The organism is Pseudomonas sp. JAI120, from assembly GCF_014207255.1.
Classification (GTDB): Bacteria; Pseudomonadota; Gammaproteobacteria; order Pseudomonadales; family Pseudomonadaceae; genus Aquipseudomonas.
This window is the reverse complement of record NZ_JACHCZ010000001.1, coordinates 2,402,458-2,422,429: the sequence shown is the minus strand read 5'-3', so window position 1 is coordinate 2,422,429 and position 19,972 is coordinate 2,402,458. Positions and strand designations below refer to the sequence as shown.

Genomic DNA, 19,972 nt, shown 5'->3' with positions numbered 1-19,972 from the left:
GATCTGGTTTTCAGCGACGAATACGCGCCTGGAGGAAAGACAGCACGTCAGCCACCGGCAGCGGTTGGGCTTCGGCTTCGGTCCGGCTCTTGTATTCCAGATTGCCATCGGCCAGGCCACGGTCACTGACCACGATCCGGTGCGGGATGCCAATCAGCTCCATGTCGGCGAACTTGATGCCCGGGCTGGTTTTCTTGTCCCGGTCATCCAGCAGCACTTCAAAACCAGCGGCCGTCAGTTCGGCATACAGCTTGTCGGTGGCTTCGCGTACTTGCTCGGTTTCGTAACGCAGCGGTACCAGGGCAACCTGGAAAGGCGCCAGGGCGTCACTCCAGATAATGCCTTTCTCGTCGTTGTTCTGCTCGATGGCAGCGGCAACCACGCGGGAAACGCCAATGCCGTAGCAGCCCATGTCGAGGGTGATCGGCTTGCCGTTCTCGCCCAGCACTTCGCACTTCATCGCCTTGCTGTACTTGTTGCCCAGCTGGAAGATGTGCCCGACTTCGATGCCACGCTTGATTTCCAGGGTGCCCTTGCCGTCCGGGCTTGGGTCGCCGGCCACCACGTTGCGCAGGTCGGCCACGGTCGGAACCGGCAGGTCACGCTCCCAATTCACGCCGAAGTAGTGCTTGTCGTCGATGTTCGCGCCGATACCGAAGTCGCTCATCAGCTCGACTGAGCGGTCGATGATGATCGGCAGCGGCAGGTTCAGCGGGCCGAGGGAGCCGGCACCGGCGCCAATGGCGTCGCGCAGTTCGGCATCGCTGGCCATGACCAGCGGGCTGGCCACGCCAGGTTGCTGGGCGGCCTTGATTTCGTTGAGTTCGTGGTCGCCACGGATCACCAGGGCGATCAGCTTGCCTTCTTCTTCGGCGTGGACGATCAGGGTCTTGATGGTCTTTTCAATCGGCAGATTGAATTTCTCCACCAGGGCCGCGATGGTCTTGGTCTCTGGCGTATCCACCAGGCGCAGTTCTTCAGCCGGGGCTGGACGGGACGTTTCCCGTGGCACGGCTTCGGCTTTCTCGATGTTCGCCGCGTAGTCGGAACCGTTGCTGAACGCGATATCGTCTTCGCCGGACTCGGCCAGCACGTGGAATTCGTGGGAGCCGGCACCGCCGATGGAGCCATTGTCCGCTTCAACCGCCCGGAACTTCAGGCCCAGGCGTGTGAACACGTTGCAGTAGGCCTGGTGCATGCGGTCGTAGGTGGCCTGCAGCGATGCCTGGTCGGCGTGGAACGAATAGGCATCCTTCATGATGAATTCGCGGCCGCGCATCAAACCGAAGCGTGGGCGGATTTCATCGCGGAATTTGGTCTGGATCTGGTACAGGTTGAGGGGCAGCTGTTTATAGCTGCTCAACTCGTTGCGCATCAGGTCGGTGATCACTTCTTCGTGGGTCGGGCCGGCGCAGAAGTCGCGGCCATGACGGTCCTTGAAGCGCAGCAACTCAGGGCCGTACTCTTCCCAGCGCCCGGATTCCTGCCACAGCTCGGCCGGTTGGGTGCTCGGCATCAACACTTCCAGAGAGCCGGCGGCGTTCATTTCTTCACGAACGATGGCTTCGACCTTGCGCATCACCTTCAAGCCCATGGGCAGCCAGGTGTACAGGCCGGAGGCCAGTTTGCGGATCATGCCGGCGCGCAGCATCAGCTGATGGCTGATCACGACCGCGTCGGAAGGCGTTTCTTTCTGTGTGGCGAGCAAATATTGACTGGTACGCATGGTAGGCCGTTGTCGGTTGCTTGGACTTGAAATGACTTGGGATTGTACGGGCGCAAACTGCTGGAGTACAGGCATCAGAATGCAGAGGGGGATGTGGGAGGGGGCTTGCCCCCGATAGCAGGGTGTCAGGCGCTTATGCGTCACTGACCCACCGCTATCGGAGGCAAGCCCCCTCCCGCATTGTCAGTCTTCGGCGGGTGGATTCAACCGAATCCGCCGATTCTCCTGATACCAGTGCAGCGCAATCAGCAACAGTGTCGGCACACCCAGCATGCAGGTGATCAGGAAGAAATTGTGATACCCGAATTTCTCCACCATCACCCCCGAATACCCGCCGATCAGGCGAGGCAGCAACAGCATGATCGAGCTGAGCAGCGCATATTGGGTGGCGGAAAACTTGAGGTTGGTCAGGCTCGACAGGTACGCCACGAATGCCGACGTGGCCAGGCCCGAGCTGAAGTTATCCAGGGAGATGGTAAAGATCAGCATCTGCAGGTCGGGGCCCATGTCGGCTAGCATCACGAACAGCAGGTTGGTCCCCGCCGAGGTCACGCCGCCGATAAACAGGATCGGCAGGATGCCGAAGCGCACGATCAGCAGGCCGCCCATGCCGGCGCCGAGCAGGGTCATGATCAGGCCGAAGATCTTGCTGACCCCCGCGATCTGGTCCTTGGTAAAGCCCTGGTCGATGTAGAACACGTTGGCCATCACGCCCATCACTGTGTCGGACATGCGATAGGTGGCGATCAGCCCCAGCAGCAGCAATGCCTGCCAGCGGTAGCGCAGGATAAAGTCGTTGACCGGCGTGAGTACCGGCGCCAGGCCCCGCCGACCCATGGCCGAAAGGCATAACGCGGTGAGGATGATATAGAGAATGGCACGCAGGAAAGCGCGGTCGTCCATCAGCAAGTCCCACAAGCTGACACCCTGAAACAGCACGCTGGCGAAGTCGGTGTTGAACAGCTGGGTGAACATCGCCGGTACGGACACCAGCAGGACGATCAGTACGAACACCGACACCAGCTGATGCACGAAGCTGTAGCGTCCGGCCTGCAACTGGGTGCGCAGCGGCACATTCGGTTCGCGCATGAACAGGGTGGTCAGCAGCGCCGGGATCATCAGCACGCCGAACAGCACATAGGTGCCGGTCCAAGCCGAGTGCTTATAGTTGAAGCCAGTGGAGCCGAAGCCTTCGGCAAAGAACAGCGCACCGGCCGTGGCCAGCAGGGCGGCGATGCGGTAGCCGGACATATAGCTGGCGGCCAGGGCAGCCTGGCGGCTGTCGTCGGCGATTTCCAGGCGATAGGCGTCGACTGCGATGTCCTGGGTGGCGGAAGCGAAAGCAACCACGACGGCAATGGCGATCAGCCAGGACAGGTGTTTCTGCGGGTCGCAGAAGCCCATGCCGATCAATCCGAGGATCACCAGCGACTGTGCAAGCACAAGCCAGGAGCGACGACGTCCGAGTTTACCGAGCAGTGGCAGGCGCCATTGGTCGAGCAGCGGCGACCAGACCCATTTGAAGGCATACGCCAAACCGATCAGGCTCGCATAGCCGATGGTCTCGCGGGCCACACCGGCCTCACGCAGCCACACCGAAAGCGTCGAGAACACCAACATGTAAGGCAAGCCGGCGGCAAAGCCGAGCAACAACAGCACTAACGTCGAGGGGCTGGCATAGGCGGCGAGCGCGGCGCGCCAGGTTTTACGGGGCATGGGCTGGAGTCTGCCTCAGATTCACGGAAACAAAGCGCGCACTCTAACCGCTGTGCTCTACCGGGCGCCAGCCATGGCGCTGAATATCCACGCGATTGTTGCGCACCGTGACGCCCTCATCGCGCAAGCGCGCCCGCTGCTCGTCCCCTGAGACGCTGCCCACCGGCAGGCTTATCCGACCACCGGCACCCAGCACGCGGTGCCAGGGCAATGTGGTGCCCTCGGGAAGTTGGCTCAAGGTGCGCCCGACCCAGCGTGCCGCGCGTCCCAGCCCGGCCAGTTGCGCCAGCTCGCCGTAGCTCACGACGCACCCTGGCGGGACTTGCGCCAGTGTCAGGTACAGCGCAGTGCGGCGCATCTCGGCGGGGTTTTGTGGAGCATCGGCAGGCTGATTCACTGTGGGCATATCCGTTGGGATCGTCGGTCTTTTGTAAGAAACGTCTGTAAGTATGCTGTTGAGAATTGAACTCAACACAAATCCTTGAGTCAGTCCTAGCTATCTAACACGATAATCGCCCCTTTTCGCCAACCTCGAGCTCCCCATCCGCTTATGTTGTCCAGAACCCTGCTGTGCCTTGCTGTCTTCAGTGCCTCCACGCCCCTGCTGGCCGATACCGTCTGGTTAAAAAACGGTGACCGCCTGACCGGCAAGATCAAGGTCTTCGACGGTGGCAAGCTACTGATCCAGACCGACTACGCCGGCGCCATTCCGGTGGACTGGAAGCAGGTGAAAACCCTGGAGAGCGACCAGGAGCTGCTGGTCAAGCAGGACGCCTACACCGGCGAGAAAGCCAAGTCCCTGCAGGCGGCGGACGATGGCAAGGTGGTGCTGGCCAATGGTGAGGCGCCCAAGACCGTCGAGCTGGCAAGTATCCAGCAGATCATCAAGCCCAAGCCGGTGATCGAAGACCTGGTGTGGAAGGGCAATGTCGACATGGCGCTGGACTACAAGCGCGCCGAAAAAGACACCAACGACTACGACATCGACTTCAAGACCACCGCGCGTCATGGCCAATGGCGCCATACCGGGCAGGGTGAATACAACCGCGAGTTCCAGGACGACGTCACCACCACCGACAACTGGGCCCTGGAGTATGACCTGGACCGCTTCATCACCGAGCACTGGTTCTGGCAGGGTCGTCTGACCTACAAGCGCGACAAGGTTGAAGACCTGGCGCGCCAACGTACCGTCGGTACCGGCCCGGGCTACCAGTTCTGGGACGACGAACTGGGTGCATTCTCCCTCGGTTCGTTGGTCAACCGCACCGATTACGAATACGCCGAAGGTGGCAAGGACAACTTCTATTCCCTCGCCATGAAGTGGAACTACAACCGCTACCTGGTGGGCAAGACCGTTGAGTTCTTCACCAATGGCGAGGTGGGCAAGCCTATCGACGGCCCGGCGGAGTACTCCCTGGATGCGGAAATGGGCCTGCGCTACAAAGTCACCGAGTGGGCGTCGCTCAACCTTAAGGCCGAGCGCGACGTGATCAGCGGCGATTCGGAAAGCAGCCTGAGCAAGACCCGCTATACCGCAGGCTTCGGCGTCGCCTGGTAAATCGAGCCCCTGGCAACCGGCGCGTAGATTGATTACCTTGTGTTGAGATCCATTCCCATACGCTATGGGCGGCTGAATACCCGAGGAGTCATACGTTGAGCACGCAGGTTGCCAAGAACGCCCGAGAGCTGTTGCTCAAGGAGTACCGTGGGGCTCTCTCCACATTGTCCAAAGCCATGCCCGGCTTTCCGTTTGGATCGGTTGTCCCTTATTGCCTGGACGATCAGGGCCGCCCGTTGATCCTGATCAGCCGCATCGCCCAGCACACCCATAACCTGCAAAAAGATCCCAAGTGCTCGCTGCTGGTCGGCGAGCGCGAAGCGGATGATGTGCAGGCCGTGGGGCGCCTGACCTATCTGGCCGAAGCCGAGAAACTCGAGGAGGGGGCCGCCATCGAGGCGGCCGCCGAGCGCTATTACCGCTACTTCCCCGATTCGGCCAACTACCACAAAGCCCACGATTTCGATTTCTGGATGCTCAAGCCGGTACGCCACCGTTATATCGGCGGGTTTGGCGCGATTCACTGGATCGACCAGTTGACCCTGGCCAACCCCTTCGCGGGCAAGGCCGAGCGCAGCATGATCGAGCACATGAACAGCGACCACACCAAGGCCATTGCCCACTACGTCGAGTTGGCCGGCTTGCCGACGTTCGAGCCTGCGCAATTGGCCGGCATCGACAGCGAAGGCATGCACCTGCGTATCGGCCAAGCCCTGCATTGGCTGCCATTTGCCGAGTCTTGCAACACGCCGACACAAGTACGCGAAGCCTTGGTTTCATTGGCCCACGCCGAGGTCTGGCCGAAAAAAGCCGCTGCTGAAGCTTGAATTCACGAAACGGCGACGTCATCTAAGGTGGACTGGCAAGGCATTCTTGCGTTGAGGAACCATTTGATGCGCCCTTTTTTATTGCTCTTTCTGCTGTTCCCGGTGTTGGAGCTGTTCGTATTCGTTCAAGTCAGCGGTGCGATCGGGTTCTTCCCGGCCCTGTTGCTGATCATTCTCGGCTCGATGCTCGGCGTCTTGGTGCTGCGCGTCGCCGGCCTCGCCACGGCGCTGCGTGCCCGTGAGAGCTTGAACCGCGGCGAACTGCCGGCCCAGACCATGCTCGAAGGCCTGATGATGGCGTTGGCGGGCGGCCTGTTGATCCTGCCGGGCTTTATCAGCGATGTAGTGGGCCTGGTCATGCTGCTGCCGTTCACCCGTAAATTGCTGGCGGGCAAGATGCGCCAGCGCGCCGAAGAGGCCGCGATTCGCCAACGTGCGTTCGCCGACGACCTGCAACCCCGTGGCGGCCCGGCTCCGCGCCAACCGTTGGGGCGAGAAGGCGATGTGATCGAAGGCGAGTTCGAGCATCGCGACAGCAAATAACCGCTTCACTGGCACGGCACCTTCGGGTGCCGTGTTGCTTTTATAGGCTGGCAGACGCAAAAAAATCATCGCCGGCCCCTTGTAATAAGCTTATGCGCCCTTATGTAACGGTCACCGCAAGGTTTCTGGTGGCGACACCGGACAGACTTCCGTGTTTCGCCCAGCGAACCGCGACCGGCACTGCCGGAATACAACCCGCCGGTATCAATACCGGCCGATGAAAAACACAATTAGGAGAGATCGACAATGAGCAAGCTTCGTCCTCTGCACGACCGCGTCGTAATCCGTCGCAGCGAAGAAGAAAAGAAAACCGCTGGCGGTATCGTTCTGCCAGGTTCGGCTGCTGAAAAAGCCAACCACGGTGTGATCGTCGCTGCAGGCCCAGGCAAGACTCTGGAAAACGGTGACGTACGTGCGCTGGCCGTTAAAGTCGGTGACAAGGTTGTATTTGGCCCTTACTCCGGCAGCAACACTGTGAAAGTCGACGGCGAAGACCTGCTGGTTATGGCTGAGAACGAGATTCTCGCTGTTCTGGAAGACTGATTTCCCCGCTCATTTTCCCGTTACTACAAAGTATTTAAGGAATATCGATCATGGCTGCTAAAGAAGTTAAATTCGGCGATTCCGCCCGTAAGAAAATGCTCACCGGTGTCAACATCCTGGCTGACGCAGTAAAAGCGACCCTGGGCCCGAAAGGCCGTAACGTGATCATCGAGAAGAGCTTCGGCGCTCCGACCATCACCAAGGACGGCGTTTCCGTCGCCAAAGAAATCGAACTGGAAGACCGTTTCGAGAACATGGGCGCGCAGCTGGTCAAAGACGTTGCCTCCCGTGCCAACGATGACGCAGGCGACGGCACCACCACGGCTACCGTTCTGGCTCAGGCCATCGTCAACGAAGGCTACAAGGCCGTTGCTGCCGGCATGAACCCGATGGACCTCAAGCGCGGCATCGACAAGGCGACCATCGCCATCGTCGCTGAGCTGAAAAACCTGTCCAAGCCTTGCGCCGACACCAAGGCTATCGCCCAGGTAGGCACCATCTCCGCCAACTCCGACAGCTCCATCGGCGACATCATTGCCGAAGCCATGGAAAAAGTCGGTAAAGAAGGCGTGATCACCGTTGAAGAAGGCACTGGCCTGGAAAACGAACTGTCGGTTGTTGAAGGCATGCAGTTCGACCGTGGCTACCTGTCCCCGTACTTCGTCAACAAGCCGGAAACCATGGTTGCCGAGCTGGACAGCCCGCTGATCCTGCTGGTCGACAAGAAAATCTCCAACATCCGCGAAATGCTGCCAGTGCTGGAAGCCGTTGCCAAAGCCGGCCGCCCACTGCTGATCGTTTCCGAAGACGTTGAAGGCGAAGCCCTGGCGACCCTGGTTGTGAACAACATGCGTGGCATCGTTAAAGTCGCAGCCGTCAAGGCTCCAGGCTTCGGCGACCGTCGCAAGGCCATGCTGCAGGACATCGCCGTCCTGACCGGCGGTACCGTTATCTCCGAAGAGATCGGCCTGAGCCTGGAAAGCGCCACCCTGGAAAACCTGGGTAGCGCCAAGCGCGTGACCATCTCCAAGGAAAACACCATCATCGTTGACGGTGCTGGCGTTGACGGCGACATCCAATCGCGCATCACTCAGATCCGTGCGCAGGTTGCCGAGACTTCCTCGGACTACGACCGTGAAAAACTGCAAGAGCGCCTGGCCAAGCTGTCCGGTGGCGTTGCAGTGATCAAGGTTGGCGCTGGTTCCGAAGTTGAAATGAAAGAGAAGAAAGCCCGCGTTGAAGACGCCCTGCACGCAACCCGCGCAGCCGTCGAAGAAGGCGTGGTACCTGGCGGTGGCGTTGCGCTGATCCGTGCTCTGGAAGCGCTGACTAACCTGACCGGCGACAACGCTGACCAGAACGTCGGTATCGCTGTGCTGCGTCGTGCTGTTGAAGCACCGCTGCGCCAGATCGCTGCCAACTCCGGCGACGAGCCAAGTGTTGTGGTCAACGAAGTCAAGAACGGCAAAGGTAACTACGGTTACAACGCTGCGACTGGCGTCTACGGCGACATGATCGAAATGGGCATCCTGGACCCTACCAAGGTGACTCGTTCCGCGCTGCAAGCAGCATCCTCCATCGGCGGCCTGATCCTGACCACCGAAGCTGCGATCGCTGATGCACCGAAGAAAGAAGGCTCGGCTGGCGGCGGTATGCCAGACATGGGCGGCATGGGTGGCATGGGCGGCATGATGTAAGCCAGCCTTACCCTGCGACTGAAAAAACCCGCCTGCAGTGATGCAGGCGGGTTTTTTTACGCCAAGTTTTTGATCGGCGTGAAGGCCATGAGCTTGGCACGCCCGATGTACCGACGGGGTGAAGCGATAGTGAAAAACTTGTGAACTGCGCCTGTTGGTTAAAAAAGCTTATAGACTCGCTCAGGTACCCTAGTCGTGAGTCAGCGTTGGCCTTAAGCTGCGCGAGCCAACACGGCCGTTACCGCGTACGGAGACACTGCCCATGCGAATTCTATTGGTTGAAGACAACCGCGATATTCTGGCCAACCTGGCCGACTACCTGGGGCTAAAAGGCTACACCGTGGACTGTGCGCAGGACGGTTTGTCGGGCCTGCATTTGGCCGCGACCGAGCATTACGACTTGATCGTGCTCGACATCATGCTGCCTGGCATCGATGGCTACACCTTGTGCAAACGCCTGCGCGAAGACGCCCGCCGCGACACGCCGGTGATCATGCTCACCGCCCGCGACCAGTTGGATGACCGGCTGCAGGGCTTCAAGTCCGGCGCCGATGATTATTTGCTCAAACCGTTTGCCCTGTCGGAATTGGCCGCGCGCATCGAAGCCGTGCTGCGCCGTGCCCAAGGTGGCGGTCGTCGCGCCCTGCAAGTGGCCGATCTGAATTACGACCTTGATACCCTGGAAGTGACCCGCGAAGGGCGCCTGCTCAAACTCAACCCGGTCGGCCTCAAGCTGCTCGCCGTATTGATGCAGAAAAGTCCCCACGTACTGCGTCGGGAAGTGCTTGAAGAGGCCCTGTGGGGCGATGACTGCCCGGACAGCGACAGTCTGCGCAGCCACGTCCACCAGTTGCGTCAAGTGATCGATAAGCCGTTCGCCAAACCGTTGCTGCAAACGGTGCATGGGGTGGGTTACCGCTTGGCCGAGGGCCGTGATGGAGTTTAAGCAAAGCCTTGCCCAGCGGATCATCATCGCCTTTGCCTTGATGAGTGCGTTGGTGGCGGGGGCCTTCGCCATGGGCATCGTCGCCACCGTGCACCTGGTGGAAGAGAAGTTGATCTCGGCAGGCTTGGGCGGTGACTTGCAGCGCCTGCTGCTGATGGACACCGTCGAGGACTGGCGGCACCGGCCCGAGCCCGACCAGCTGTTTTACTTCAGCGGTGGCCCCGGCGATTTTGAATTGCCCAAGGACCTGCGGCATCTGGAACCAGGGTTTCATGAGGTGTTTCGCGAGGCGCTGTCGTACCACGCGATGGTAGAAGTGGTCGACGGTCGGCGCTATGTGCTGCTGCAGGATCAAAGCGATTTCGAAGAGCGCGAGCGCGTGCTGTTTGCCGTGGTGCTGGTGGGCTTCGTGCTCAGCTTGGCGCTGGCGGTGTTCCTCGGCTGGGTGCTGGCCCGTAAGGTGATGGCGCCGGTGGTGCGCCTGGCCCGCCAGGTGCGGCACCGCGACCAGTTGCTGGGCCTGGCGCCGCCCCTGGCACCGGACTACGCCGCCGACGAAGTGGGGGAGTTGGCCGTGGCCTTCGACGCCACGCTGGGGCGCCTGCGCCAGGCGTTGTCCCGCGAGCAGCTGTTTACCAGCGATGTCAGCCACGAACTGCGCACACCGTTGATGGTGCTGGCCAGTTCCTGCGAACTGCTGTTGGAAAACCCGGCCATCGATCAGCGTGGGCGTAACCAGGTCGAGCGAATCGCCCGTGCCTGCGAAGAAATGCGCGAACTGGTGCAAACCTTCCTGATGCTGGCCCGGGCTCAGCATGATGACGGGAGCATGTCGCCCAAGGTCAATCTGTCCCAGGTGGCTGATGATCTGCTCGGCATCTGGCGCGAGCCTATCGAGCAAAAGGGCCTGGAGTTGATCTACCAGCCGGGCAACCCTCTGGATACGCGCTACAACGCGACCTTCCTGCATGCCGTGATGGGCAACCTGTTGCGCAATGCCCTGCATTACACCGAACGCGGCTTTATCCGGCTTACCCTGGAACCGACCGGCTTTGTGGTGGAAGACAGCGGCGTCGGCATTCCCGAAGACAAGCGCGAAGCGATGTTCGAGCCGTTCGTACGCGGCAGTGAGAAGCGCGGTGAGGGCCTGGGATTGGGGTTGTCGCTGGTCCAGCGTATCTGCGAGAACCAGGGCTGGAGCGTTACCCTCAGCACCATGGAGCCCCATGGCTGTCGCTTTCATGTCCAGTTGAGTCAGGTCAACGCCTGACCGTTCCCCCTGCCGCTATCCTGCCAGAGATCCCCGTAAATCGGCGAAGATGGCCCCATGATATTGCTTGTAACTGTAAAGTCTTGAAATGTATGAGATTGGACAGGACAAGTTTTTCACAATGGGTTGACCTGTTGATCACAGGTCGCTGCTTAAGGTTGTAGGCATCAGTAACAGGAGATCTGTAGATGCCTACCCCGATCAAGCTCGAATTTTCCGATAAGTACGACGACCAGCACGCCCACGAATATTTGCTCAAGCATCAGGACAATCTGGCCCGCCGGTTGTCCCACAAACGCGACGAGCAATTGGCCCGTGGCGCCCTGGCGATGGCTGGTGAGCCCGGCCTGGTGCTGGACCTGCCGTGCGGCGCCGGACGTTTCTGGCCGTTGCTGGCTGAAAAGCCCAACCGCGTGATCATCGGCGCCGATAATTCGGCCTCCATGTTGAAGGTAGCGACGGCCGCCCAACCCGCAGAAGTGGTGAAACGGGTACGGCCCTTGCAGACATCTGCCTTCGATATCGATTTGCCGGATAACTCGGTCGACAGCATTTTCTGTATGCGCCTGCTGCACCACATTGGTGATCCGGCGCACCGGCAGGCGATTCTGCGGGAGTTTCAGCGGGTTACCCGTGACAGCGTGATCATTTCGCTGTGGGTGGATGGCAATTTCAAAGCCTGGAAACGCAAGCGTCTTGAAGGGCAGCGTCGCAGGAAAGGTGAGCAGGAAGGTTACCAAAACAGATTTGTGTTACCGGCTGCTACTGTTGAGGCAGAGTTCGAGCAAGCCGGTTTCCGTGTTCAGGAATCCCTGGACTTCATTCCGCTCTACGCCATGTGGCGTGTATATGTATTGCGCAAGAGGTAACAGGATGGCAGTTGAGTGCGTAGCAGGCAGTCACGTAGCTCCCGAAGAACGCTTCGATTATTTCTGGCGTCAGCAAGGCGAATGGGTCGAAGAACCCAATCTCCGGCGTGGCGGTGAAAGTGGTGTACAGCGCGTACTCAGTGCCAATGGCCGGTTGCTCTACAGCAAGCGCCAGACGGGCCATATCTACCGCAGTTGGCTGCACCCGTTTGGGCGCCCCACCGTGCTGCGCGAGCGTGATGCCCTCAGGGGCCTGCGGCGGTTGGATGTACGCGTGCCCGAAATGGTCTTTTGCGAGGCGCGTCGTGACCCCGAGCACCGCTGGAAGGCACTGCTTGTAACCGCCGCCCTCGACGGCTTTGAAGAAATTGAACACTGGTACGCCGCCGGTGGCCGCGAACAGTACGGCGAGCGAGTGCACGAGCGCTTGCTCAAGGAGTTGGCCGGCACCCTGGCCCGCATGCATAAAGGGCGCTGGCAGCACGGTTGCCTGTACATCAAGCATATTTTCGTGCGGGTGACGGGTGAGGGTGACTTGGCCCAAGTGGAAGTGGCGCTGCTGGACTTCGAAAAATGCCGCCAGCGCTTGACCGCTTATCGGGCAGCCTCCCATGACATGTTGCAGCTGCGTCGCCATTCGTCGTGGAACAGCACCGACTGGGAAAAACTCAGCTACTTTTACGAGACGGCGTTTGGCAGCGCTATCAAGGGTTTAACCAAATGAAGCTAGAAATAGCACGAGGTTTGTTCCTGGTCGGGGCCATGGGCGTTGCAGCGCTGGCCCTGGCGGCGTGGGAGCAGCCTCGCACACAAGTGCTCAGCGCGGTGCAAGACGGCACGCAATGCCTGTTGCCGCGCGTCGCCAAGGCGAGTGTGGCGGCCAAGCCTGATCATGAGCTGTTGCTGTTCATGTTTGGTATGTCTCAAGCGATGAGGCCGCAGAGTTGAAACGATTCAAACCCCCGAAAAGGGCCTTGCGATGCGAGGCCCTTTTTTTTGCCTTTCAAACCTTACCCGCAGCGCGGCTGCTACGGATTTGTGCGGCGGTGGATTAGACGGTGTCTACGCAGGTCAGATCAGATGCAGGTGGTTATCCCAGAGCCCCGCCGGTAATTCCAACGGTTTGGCGACCAGCTGTTTCTGGCGGCAATCGTAGTAGCGGCAACGGCCCTGGCCCGAGGTGACGACAAAACCATCGGCCACTGCGCCAACGCCCGCGCAATCGGGCAACGGTCCATCCAGGCGCAGCTCGGCGGTGTCCATGTCCCAGATAAAGAAGCGGTTGCCACGCGGTGCGGTCAACGCCACCAGGCGCAATTCGCTGTGTACGGCGACGCTGGCGGTGTAATGCCCCATGGCCTGCAACTGCTCATCGGCCACCGGGAAGGCCACGAACGGCTGCCCCGGACGCTTGATTGCCAGCAACTCGGAGCGCTCCTGGGAAGGCCCCATGAACTGCTGGCCGGTGAGGACGGTGCCATCGCTGGCGATGCCCATATGGCGCACGCTGTTCATCTGCTGGCCAAGGGTTTCCTTGCTGATCAAGGTGCCGTCGCGCTGCATCAGCACCAGGCTCGGTTCCATGGCGTTGAGGTTCATCTCCACGCGGCTTTCGGCTTCGGTGCGAATGCCGCCGTTGGCCACCACCAGTGTTTCGCCGTCGGGCATCCACGACACCTGGTGCGGGCCGATGCCATGGGTTGAGATCTCGCCGCTGTGTACCAGGCGCTCGCCTTCGAACTTATACACACCGAGCAGGCCACGGCCGGGGTCGGACGTGTCGTTCTCGGTGGCGTACAGCCAATCGCCGCTCTTGTGGATGACCGCATGGCCATAGAAGTGGCGGTTGGCGTTCGAGGTGATGGTTTGCAGCAGGGTGCCATCGCGCAGGTCGATCAAATAGCTCTCGGTGCCCGGGCGGCGGGCGACAAACAGTGCAATCGGCAACGTCGGGTGGTTGATGATGTCGTGGCAGCGCTGGCCGACCTGAGTGGCAAATACCTGCTTGCCGTCCAAGTGAAAGCCCACGGCGTAGTGCTTGCCGTCTGCATCATCGCGCGCCGACAGCAGCAGCGGGCGCTTGTCCTTCCCTTTGAACAGCGTCCAGCCACCCAACGTAAGTGCGCTGAGCAGCACGCTGCCGATCGCCAAAGCCTGTCGCCTGAGCATCATCAGTCACCGTCGTTGGCATTGAAGCCCAGTTGGATCCCCAGCGCTTTGGCCAGCTCGCCTTCGTGCAGGCGGTGGACCACGTTGAGGCTGTCGTAAATGTCGTTGAGCTGCTGGCGCCCGGCGTCATCGTTCAACAGTTCGTTGAGGGTGCGCTGGTTGCTGGCGAACAGTTTCAGCGAGGCGGCATAGGCCGCGTCGATCTTGTCGGCCAATGGCTTTTGATCCGCCGGCAGCAAACCACGCAGGCCCTTGTTGTCGACGCCGACCCACACGGTCTGGGCGGCGGCGAGGCTGGCTTCCAGGCTTTGCAGGGATGACTGGCTGCGCCATGCATCGGCCTGGAACGGCTGCGGGATGCCCTTGGTCTGGCGGCCCATGGGCGTGCCGAGTTTTTTCTTCAGGGTGTCCAGTGCGGTCACTTGTACGCGCAGCAGATCGGCGATGGCTTCGTGGGAATCAGCGTAGCGCTGGTTCGGAAACTTGCTCATCTGCGCGAGCATGCCGTCGGTGCTGTTCCAGCTGGCCAGGATCTCTTCGGCCAGGGCTTTCTGACGCTCACCAATGGCCACCAGCAGCGGGCAGTAGCGGGCTTTCTGCGCGTCGTCGGCGATGTCGGTCTTGGCGTCGTAGAGGATGTATTCGTAGGCCGACAGGCCCTGTACCACCACGCTGGATTTGGCCAGTGCGGCGCCGTCGATCTGCGGCTGGGCGGCGACCAGTTGCTCGACCTGGCGGCCCACGAGGTTCTTCTTGTCCGGCCAGAACTGCACCTGCCACGAGCGGTTGCCCTCAGCCAGCGGGCCGATCAGCAGCGGTTGCAACTCGGCCCAGGCTTTTTGCGCGTGGAGGAAGTCGGCGCGGGCGGTGTCCAGGCTTTGCTTGCCCTGGCAGTAGGCGAGGGCGCTGACGGCCAACTGGCGGTCGGCTTCGACCCAGCGGCTGTAGGTCGGCAGGATCACCTGCTTGGCGATCGCCGCCGAGGTCACTGCTTGCGGGTCTTGTGGCGAGCAGGCACCCAGGGCGAGGGCGGCCAGGCTGGTGAACAACAACTTGGGACGGAACATGTCGAGCTCCCTTCTGTAATTGGGGCGAAGCTTATAAAGAATTCAGGAACGCCAGCAACGCAGCACGCTGCTCGGCATTGAAGGACAACACATGCTGCTGCGCCGCTTGTGCTTCGCCGCCGTGCCACAGCACGGCTTCGAGCAGGTTGCGGGCGCGGCCGTCATGCAGGAACTGGGTATGGCCACTGACGGTCTGCGTCAGCCCGATGCCCCACAACGGCGGCGTGCGCCAGTCGCGGCCACCGGCCTTGAATTCTGTGCGGTTGTCGGCCAGGCCTGGGCCCATGTCGTGCAACAGCAAATCGCTGTAGGGACGAATCACTTGGTTGGCCAACTCGGGTTCGGCGGCATTCGCAGCGGTGGTGAACGTCGGCTTATGGCAACCCTGGCAACCGGCCTGGTAGAACAGGTTTTTCCCGGCCAGCACCTGCGGTGTGTTGACGTCGCGGCGCACGGGCACGGCCAGGTTGCGGGTGTAGAACAGCACCAGGCGCAGGATGTTATCGCTGACTTCCGGCTCGCCATCGGGGCCATTGCCGTTGGGCGCCTGTTTGCAGGCGACTTGGGCCTCGGTGCAGTCATCGAAGGGTCTCAGGGAGGTAGTGAGGCCCATATCACCAGAAAACGCGTGAACATTTTGTTGGTTGAGGTTGGGTTGCCCGGCTTTCCAGCCAAAACGCCCGAGTACGGTTTTTTGCTCGGCGTCATCCCAGACCCAATTCGCCCGGCCGACGAGGGCTTCTTTGTCGGCGGTCTTCGGCTCGGTATTGCGCAGGATGTCCGCGTCGCTGATGGCTTCGAGCAGGCCCAGGCCGATCATCGGCGGGGCGATGCGCGCGGAGAAGCGCGTGTCCGGGTGCATCGGGCCATAGCCGAGCTGGGTAATCTGCAGGTCGGGCTTGCGCAACTCGACGACGCTGCCGTCCTTGAACGTGACGTTGACCGGCGTGTAGTCGACCCGCACCTTGCCTTCCGGCAGTACGCCTGGCACTGCCATGTCCTGCAGTTGCCCACCGTAGACGGGCTCGGGTACCACCCCGGCTTGCTCGATGAGCTTGGCGTAGGGCGGCTGTTCCTGGATAGACACGGGGATCGACAGGCGCACCAGCATCGACACCGCATTGGCCGCGTCGGGCAGTGGCGGGTGGCCACGGCCGTCCTTGATATGGCAGTTCTGGCAGGCGTTGGTGTTGAACAGCGGGCCCAGACCATCACGGGCGGTGGTGGTGGACGGCGCGATCACCCAAGGGCTGCGAAAAAAGCTGTTGCCCACGCTGAAATCCAGGCGGCGCGTGGGCGACAGGTTGGCCGAGGGCAGGGAAAACGCATTCTGGTCGCGCTTGTTCACCGTCGTCGCGCCGCCGGCTCGCGATTCACCCGGCTCGGCCTTGGTGAAACGAGGGGCGTCATCGCAGGCGGTCAGGCTCAAGGCCATCAATGCTGCGCACAGGCGAAAAAGCGAACGAAACATCGAGTTTCCCGGACGAAGGCTGAAAATAAGGTCGCAAAGTCTAACAGGGCGGGGCGGATTGAATAAGAGCAATTATCGTTTGGTGGCATCCCGATTCATTCCCGCTAGAATGACCGCACATTTTTTTCTGGAGGTGGCCAATGCAGGCTCTCGACGCTTTGCTCAACCGTGTTTCCGTGCCGCGTTTGCTGGAGCCGGCACCGACCCAGGAGCAGCGCGATGTGCTGTTCGCCGCGGCCATGCGTGCGCCTGATCACGGCCAACTGCGCCCTTGGCGTTTCCTCACCGTGGAAGGTGCCGCCCGTGAGCAGATGGGCACGCTGCTGGCCGAAGCCGCCCGCCTGCAAGACCCCGATGCCCCGCAAGCTGCCATCGACAAGGCCCAGAACGGCCCGTTGCGTGCGCCGCTGGTGGTGGTGGTTATTGCCCGTCTGCAGGAGCACTTCAAGGTGCCCAAATCCGAACAACGGCTGGCAGCCGCCTGCGCGGCCCACGGCATTCTGCTGGCGGCCTATGCCCAGGGGATTGGTGCGGTGTGGCGCACGGGTGAGTTGTCCTACTCGGCCCACGTCGCCAAAGGCCTGGGGCTGACCGCGGATGAGGAAGTGATTGGCTTCCTTTATTTGGGTACACCGCAGAACCCGCCGCGTACGGCCGCGAAGGAAGATGTGGCGGCGTTTGTGCAGGCCTGGCCCGGTCTTTGACAATGTGGGAGGGGGCTTGCCCCCGATTGCAGTGTGTCAGTCACCTCATCTGTAGCTGACACATCGCTATCGGGGGCAAGCCCCCTCCCACATGGGTCCTGTGGTGTTTGTTAAACCTTGAACTGATCCATGAGTTTCATCTGCTGGCTGGCCAAGGCATTGAGCTGGCTGCTGATGGCCGCCGACTCGGTGGCCTGGCCGGTGAGGGTTTCGGTCACGGTGCGGATCGCCGAGACGTTGCGGTTGACCTCTTCGGCCACGGCACTTTGCTGCTCGGCGGCGCTGGCGATTTGCAGGTTCATGTCGCTGATCACCGTCACTGCATCACTGATCTTGCCCAAGGCCTGTACGGCTTGATGGATCTGCCCGGCATTGCTCTGGGCCTGGCTTTGGCTGGAGTGCATGGTCGCCACTACGCCACGGGTACCGCTCTGGATGCGTTCGATCACCAGGCGGATTTCCTCCACCGAGTCCTGGGTGCGCTTGGCCAGGTTGCGCACTTCGTCGGCCACCACCGCAAATCCCCGGCCGCTTTCCCCGGCGCGTGCGGCTTCAATTGCTGCGTTGAGCGCCAGCAGGTTGGTCTGCTCGGCAATGCTGCGGATCACTTCCAGGACTGAACCGATTTGTTCGCTGTTGACCGCCAGGGCTTCGACTTCGCCCACGGCCTTGCTGACTTCTTCGGCGAGGGTGGTGATGTCGCGGGTGCTCTGTTCGATGATCGACATGCCTTCACGCGCCGACTGGTCGGCGCCGCGTGCCGCGCTGGCGGCATTGGAGGCACTGTTGGCGACCTCGTGGGCGGTGGCGCTCATTTCGTTGGACGCCGTGGCCACCTGGTCGATTTCGCGGAACTGCACCTGCATGCCTTCGCTGGTCTGGCGCGCGATGGCCGAGGACTGGTCAGCCGTGCCACGCGCTTCGGTGATGCTTTGCTTGATCTGGGCGATGGTCGGTTGCAGCTTGTCGAGGAAACGGTTGAACCAGTTCACCAATTCGCCCAGCTCATCCTTCTTGGCGTAGGCCAGGCGCTGGGTGAGGTCGCCGTCGCCGCTGGCGATGTCCTTGAGCATGGCGGCGACGCTGTTGATCGGACGAGTCACACCGGTGGCGGTGAGCCAGATCAGCAGCAAACCGAGCAGGCCGGCAGCGGCACCGACCAGCAGGGCCTTGAGGGTGCCGCTGGCTTGGGCTGCGTCGAGCACGCCTTGAAGTTTCATGCTGTCGGCAAGCATCACGTGTTTGGGCAGTTTGATCACTACACCCCAGGCTTTGGCATCGGCGATGGGCTTGACCGGGTAAACCGCGTAGATGGTGTCGCCTTGTTCGCGGTTGACATAGCTGCCACTGGCGAGCAGTTGCACGATCTCCTTGCCTTCTGCACCGAGGGTGTCGACCAGGTTTTTCCCAACCTTGGCGGGCTCGCCACTGTAGGCAGCAATCAGGCCGTTGCTGGAAATGATCTCCAGGTGTGCAGCGCCGTTGAACAACTCTTTTTGCGCGGCGTCCGTGCTGGCTTGCAGGGTGTTGAGGGCGATATCGACACCGACCACGCCGATGACTTTACCGTCCACGATCATCGGCAAGGAGATGGTGGTCATCAGTACCGGTGTGCCGGTCACTGTGTCTTCATATGGGTCCAGCAGGCAGGTGCTTCGGGTGTCCCGGGGGCAGGTGTACCAAATGTTGTAGGGCGTTCCACTGAGGTTGAGCGTGGTCTTGGTCAGGTCTTCCTCGACCATGATGGTGTTCAAGGCTTCACCTCCGACGCGGTTCCAGTAGCTGGAGAAACGGCCTTTTTCGTTGGACGCGCGGGACTTGTCATTGGCGAATTCGCTGTCCTTGCCGTCCAGGCCATTGGGCTCGAACGCCAGCCAGATGCCCAGCACTTTGCTGTTGCGTTCGAAGGTGGTTTTCAGGCTCTGGTTGAGTTCTTCACGCAAGGCGCCGGGGTCCAGCGAGCGCTTGGTGGCCAGGTTGCGCAGGTCTTTGACCTGATCGGCGATGGCCGTGATCACGGTAAGATTTTCGCCAAAGGTTTTCTGCAGCAGCACGGCTTGCTCCGCTGCCTTGGCTTGCAGCAGGTTCTGCACGCTGCTGGTGAGCATTCGCGAGCTTGAATCGCTGATCAGATGGTCGTTCTGGTTGGTTTCGTAAAGGTTGATGCTGATGATCAACGCTATTACGCCCAGCAGACATAGCCCGGACAGCAGCACGATTTTCAAACGTATGGAGAGGGTGTCGAACATAGGTTCACTCGCGAATGGGCGTGTGGAAATGCATGCAATCCAGGGCCAAGTCCATTCAGCGCTATGTCTGAAACATCGGCGTAACAAATCAATTCATGAGAGATAGGCGATGGGCGGTAGGAAAACACCTACAGCCAGCGTCACACGGGCTGTGCGAGTCGTTCGGGGCGTGACCAGATCCACAGGTTGCCCAGGCTCATCCCGGCAATCGCCAGGTAGATCGGCCAGCCGTGGTCGAGCATTAGCAGCATCAGGATGGCGCACAGCAGCATGCTCACGGTGGCGCTGACCTTGGCCCTGCGCGCGATGATCTTGCCGTTGCGCCAGTTGACCAGGATCGGACCGAACAGGCGGTGGTTTTCCAGCCAGGCACTGAGGCGCGGCGAACTTTTGGTCGCGGCCCAGGCGGCCAGGAGGATGAATTCGGTGGTGGGCAAACCCGGCACCACAATCGCCACCAGCCCGATGCCCAGGCTGACGTAGGCCAGCAGGCCGAAGAGGATCTGTGCGATTTTCGAGGTGGATTGGGGTTTGCCGGTCATGGTGAAGCTTTTCTTGGAGGAAGGTTTACAAAAAGTCCGAACTTAAATGCGATCAAAATGTGGGAGGGGGCTTGC

Annotated in this window: 19 protein-coding genes; 11 read left to right on the top strand and 8 right to left on the bottom strand. The window is 60.9% G+C overall.

What is annotated here, in order from left to right; translation table 11 throughout:
* Positions 1 to 10 precede the first annotated feature (10 nt).
* From HDC32_RS11420 to HDC32_RS11410, 3 genes are all read right to left on the bottom strand, one after another.
* Positions 11 to 1,726: a proline--tRNA ligase gene (locus HDC32_RS11420; protein ID WP_065925012.1), complete on the bottom strand. Its 1,716-nt coding sequence runs from the start codon at positions 1,724 to 1,726 to the stop codon at positions 11 to 13.
* A gap of 183 nt (positions 1,727 to 1,909) precedes the next feature.
* Positions 1,910 to 3,442 carry an AmpG family muropeptide MFS transporter gene (locus HDC32_RS11415; RefSeq protein WP_131697941.1) on the bottom strand — a complete coding sequence of 511 codons (1,533 nt, stop codon included), beginning with the start codon at positions 3,440 to 3,442 and terminating at the stop codon, positions 1,910 to 1,912.
* 43 nt (positions 3,443 to 3,485) lie between these two features.
* A complete protein-coding gene (locus HDC32_RS11410) occupies positions 3,486 to 3,848 on the bottom strand; it encodes an MGMT family protein (RefSeq protein ID WP_131697940.1) in 363 nt (120 codons plus the stop codon).
* 144 nt (positions 3,849 to 3,992) lie between these two features.
* Between HDC32_RS11410 and HDC32_RS11405 the strand changes: the two genes are divergently transcribed.
* The 10 genes from HDC32_RS11405 (at position 3,993) to HDC32_RS11360 (ending at position 12,643) form a co-directional block, all read left to right on the top strand.
* A complete protein-coding gene (locus HDC32_RS11405; RefSeq protein ID WP_131697939.1) occupies positions 3,993 to 5,000 on the top strand; it encodes a DUF481 domain-containing protein in 1,008 nt (335 codons plus the stop codon).
* Between the two features lie 95 nt (positions 5,001 to 5,095).
* Positions 5,096 to 5,827 (top strand): HugZ family protein, encoded by a 732-nt coding sequence (locus tag HDC32_RS11400; protein WP_131697938.1) that lies wholly within the window; start codon positions 5,096 to 5,098, stop codon positions 5,825 to 5,827.
* 66 nt (positions 5,828 to 5,893) lie between these two features.
* Entirely contained in the window at positions 5,894 to 6,370 is a 477-nt protein-coding gene (locus HDC32_RS11395; RefSeq protein ID WP_024077215.1) for an FxsA family protein, read from the top strand.
* Between the two features lie 246 nt (positions 6,371 to 6,616).
* A complete protein-coding gene (gene groES, locus HDC32_RS11390) occupies positions 6,617 to 6,913 on the top strand; it encodes a co-chaperone GroES (RefSeq protein WP_003175874.1) in 297 nt (98 codons plus the stop codon).
* Between the two features lie 50 nt (positions 6,914 to 6,963).
* Positions 6,964 to 8,610 carry a chaperonin GroEL gene (gene groL, locus HDC32_RS11385; RefSeq protein WP_131697937.1) on the top strand — a complete coding sequence of 549 codons (1,647 nt, stop codon included), beginning with the start codon at positions 6,964 to 6,966 and terminating at the stop codon, positions 8,608 to 8,610.
* 262 nt (positions 8,611 to 8,872) lie between these two features.
* A complete protein-coding gene (colR, locus tag HDC32_RS11380; protein ID WP_027605482.1) occupies positions 8,873 to 9,556 on the top strand; it encodes a two-component system response regulator ColR in 684 nt (227 codons plus the stop codon).
* Positions 9,546 to 10,826 carry a HAMP domain-containing sensor histidine kinase gene (locus HDC32_RS11375; protein ID WP_184743984.1) on the top strand — a complete coding sequence of 427 codons (1,281 nt, stop codon included), beginning with the start codon at positions 9,546 to 9,548 and terminating at the stop codon, positions 10,824 to 10,826. Before colR ends, HDC32_RS11375 begins: the two co-directional genes overlap by 11 nt.
* A 188-nt stretch (positions 10,827 to 11,014) precedes the next feature.
* Positions 11,015 to 11,695, top strand: a complete 681-nt coding sequence (locus HDC32_RS11370) for a class I SAM-dependent methyltransferase (RefSeq protein WP_184743980.1) — start codon at positions 11,015 to 11,017, stop codon at positions 11,693 to 11,695.
* A 4-nt stretch (positions 11,696 to 11,699) separates the two neighbouring features.
* Positions 11,700 to 12,419 (top strand): lipopolysaccharide kinase InaA family protein, encoded by a 720-nt coding sequence (locus tag HDC32_RS11365; RefSeq protein ID WP_131697934.1) that lies wholly within the window; start codon positions 11,700 to 11,702, stop codon positions 12,417 to 12,419.
* Positions 12,416 to 12,643, top strand: a complete 228-nt coding sequence (locus HDC32_RS11360) for a hypothetical protein (RefSeq protein ID WP_131697933.1) — start codon at positions 12,416 to 12,418, stop codon at positions 12,641 to 12,643. The genes HDC32_RS11365 and HDC32_RS11360 overlap by 4 nt, the downstream gene beginning before the upstream one ends.
* A gap of 123 nt (positions 12,644 to 12,766) precedes the next feature.
* Here the strand turns inward: HDC32_RS11360 and HDC32_RS11355 are convergent, their stop codons facing one another.
* From HDC32_RS11355 to HDC32_RS11345, 3 genes are read right to left on the bottom strand one after another with little or no spacing between them, the layout of a single operon-like run.
* Positions 12,767 to 13,864: a DUF1513 domain-containing protein gene (locus HDC32_RS11355; protein WP_167655189.1), complete on the bottom strand. Its 1,098-nt coding sequence runs from the start codon at positions 13,862 to 13,864 to the stop codon at positions 12,767 to 12,769.
* Positions 13,865 to 13,866: 2 nt separating this feature from the next.
* Positions 13,867 to 14,931, bottom strand: a complete 1,065-nt coding sequence (locus tag HDC32_RS11350; protein ID WP_145338417.1) for an imelysin family protein — start codon at positions 14,929 to 14,931, stop codon at positions 13,867 to 13,869.
* A gap of 31 nt (positions 14,932 to 14,962) precedes the next feature.
* Positions 14,963 to 16,402 carry a di-heme oxidoredictase family protein gene (locus HDC32_RS11345; protein WP_131697931.1) on the bottom strand — a complete coding sequence of 480 codons (1,440 nt, stop codon included), beginning with the start codon at positions 16,400 to 16,402 and terminating at the stop codon, positions 14,963 to 14,965.
* Between the two features lie 140 nt (positions 16,403 to 16,542).
* On the opposite strand from HDC32_RS11345, the gene HDC32_RS11340 reads away from it, so the two are divergent.
* Positions 16,543 to 17,106, top strand: coding sequence for an NAD(P)H nitroreductase (locus HDC32_RS11340; protein ID WP_131697930.1), 564 nt, complete (start codon positions 16,543 to 16,545; stop codon positions 17,104 to 17,106).
* A gap of 110 nt (positions 17,107 to 17,216) precedes the next feature.
* Here HDC32_RS11340 and HDC32_RS11335 read toward each other — a convergent pair whose 3' ends face one another.
* Together HDC32_RS11335 and HDC32_RS11330 are read right to left on the bottom strand one after the other, a co-directional pair.
* A complete protein-coding gene (locus tag HDC32_RS11335; RefSeq protein ID WP_145337845.1) occupies positions 17,217 to 19,355 on the bottom strand; it encodes a methyl-accepting chemotaxis protein in 2,139 nt (712 codons plus the stop codon).
* Positions 19,356 to 19,495: 140 nt separating this feature from the next.
* On the bottom strand, positions 19,496 to 19,897 hold the full coding sequence (locus HDC32_RS11330; protein WP_184743977.1) for a YbaN family protein: 402 nt from the start codon (positions 19,895 to 19,897) through the stop codon (positions 19,496 to 19,498).
* Positions 19,898 to 19,972: the final 75 nt, after the last annotated feature.

Bases quoted from the DNA above. Each gene is read 5' to 3' on its own strand.
- HDC32_RS11420 (WP_065925012.1), bottom strand. From the start codon at position 1,726: ATGCGTACCAGTCAATATTTGCTCGCCACACAGAAAGAAACGCCTTCC.
- HDC32_RS11415 (WP_131697941.1), bottom strand. From the start codon at position 3,442: ATGCCCCGTAAAACCTGGCGCGCCGCGCTCGCCGCCTATGCCAGCCCC.
- HDC32_RS11410 (WP_131697940.1), bottom strand. From the start codon at position 3,848: ATGCCCACAGTGAATCAGCCTGCCGATGCTCCACAAAACCCCGCCGAG.
- HDC32_RS11405 (WP_131697939.1), top strand. From the start codon at position 3,993: ATGTTGTCCAGAACCCTGCTGTGCCTTGCTGTCTTCAGTGCCTCCACG.
- HDC32_RS11395 (WP_024077215.1), top strand. From the start codon at position 5,894: ATGCGCCCTTTTTTATTGCTCTTTCTGCTGTTCCCGGTGTTGGAGCTG.
- groES (WP_003175874.1), top strand. From the start codon at position 6,617: ATGAGCAAGCTTCGTCCTCTGCACGACCGCGTCGTAATCCGTCGCAGC.
- groL (WP_131697937.1), top strand. From the start codon at position 6,964: ATGGCTGCTAAAGAAGTTAAATTCGGCGATTCCGCCCGTAAGAAAATG.
- colR (WP_027605482.1), top strand. From the start codon at position 8,873: ATGCGAATTCTATTGGTTGAAGACAACCGCGATATTCTGGCCAACCTG.
- HDC32_RS11375 (WP_184743984.1), top strand. From the start codon at position 9,546: ATGGAGTTTAAGCAAAGCCTTGCCCAGCGGATCATCATCGCCTTTGCC.
- HDC32_RS11370 (WP_184743980.1), top strand. From the start codon at position 11,015: ATGCCTACCCCGATCAAGCTCGAATTTTCCGATAAGTACGACGACCAG.
- HDC32_RS11365 (WP_131697934.1), top strand. From the start codon at position 11,700: ATGGCAGTTGAGTGCGTAGCAGGCAGTCACGTAGCTCCCGAAGAACGC.
- HDC32_RS11360 (WP_131697933.1), top strand. From the start codon at position 12,416: ATGAAGCTAGAAATAGCACGAGGTTTGTTCCTGGTCGGGGCCATGGGC.
- HDC32_RS11355 (WP_167655189.1), bottom strand. From the start codon at position 13,864: ATGCTCAGGCGACAGGCTTTGGCGATCGGCAGCGTGCTGCTCAGCGCA.
- HDC32_RS11350 (WP_145338417.1), bottom strand. From the start codon at position 14,931: ATGTTCCGTCCCAAGTTGTTGTTCACCAGCCTGGCCGCCCTCGCCCTG.
- HDC32_RS11345 (WP_131697931.1), bottom strand. From the start codon at position 16,402: ATGTTTCGTTCGCTTTTTCGCCTGTGCGCAGCATTGATGGCCTTGAGC.
- HDC32_RS11340 (WP_131697930.1), top strand. From the start codon at position 16,543: ATGCAGGCTCTCGACGCTTTGCTCAACCGTGTTTCCGTGCCGCGTTTG.
- HDC32_RS11335 (WP_145337845.1), bottom strand. From the start codon at position 19,355: ATGTTCGACACCCTCTCCATACGTTTGAAAATCGTGCTGCTGTCCGGG.
- HDC32_RS11330 (WP_184743977.1), bottom strand. From the start codon at position 19,897: ATGACCGGCAAACCCCAATCCACCTCGAAAATCGCACAGATCCTCTTC.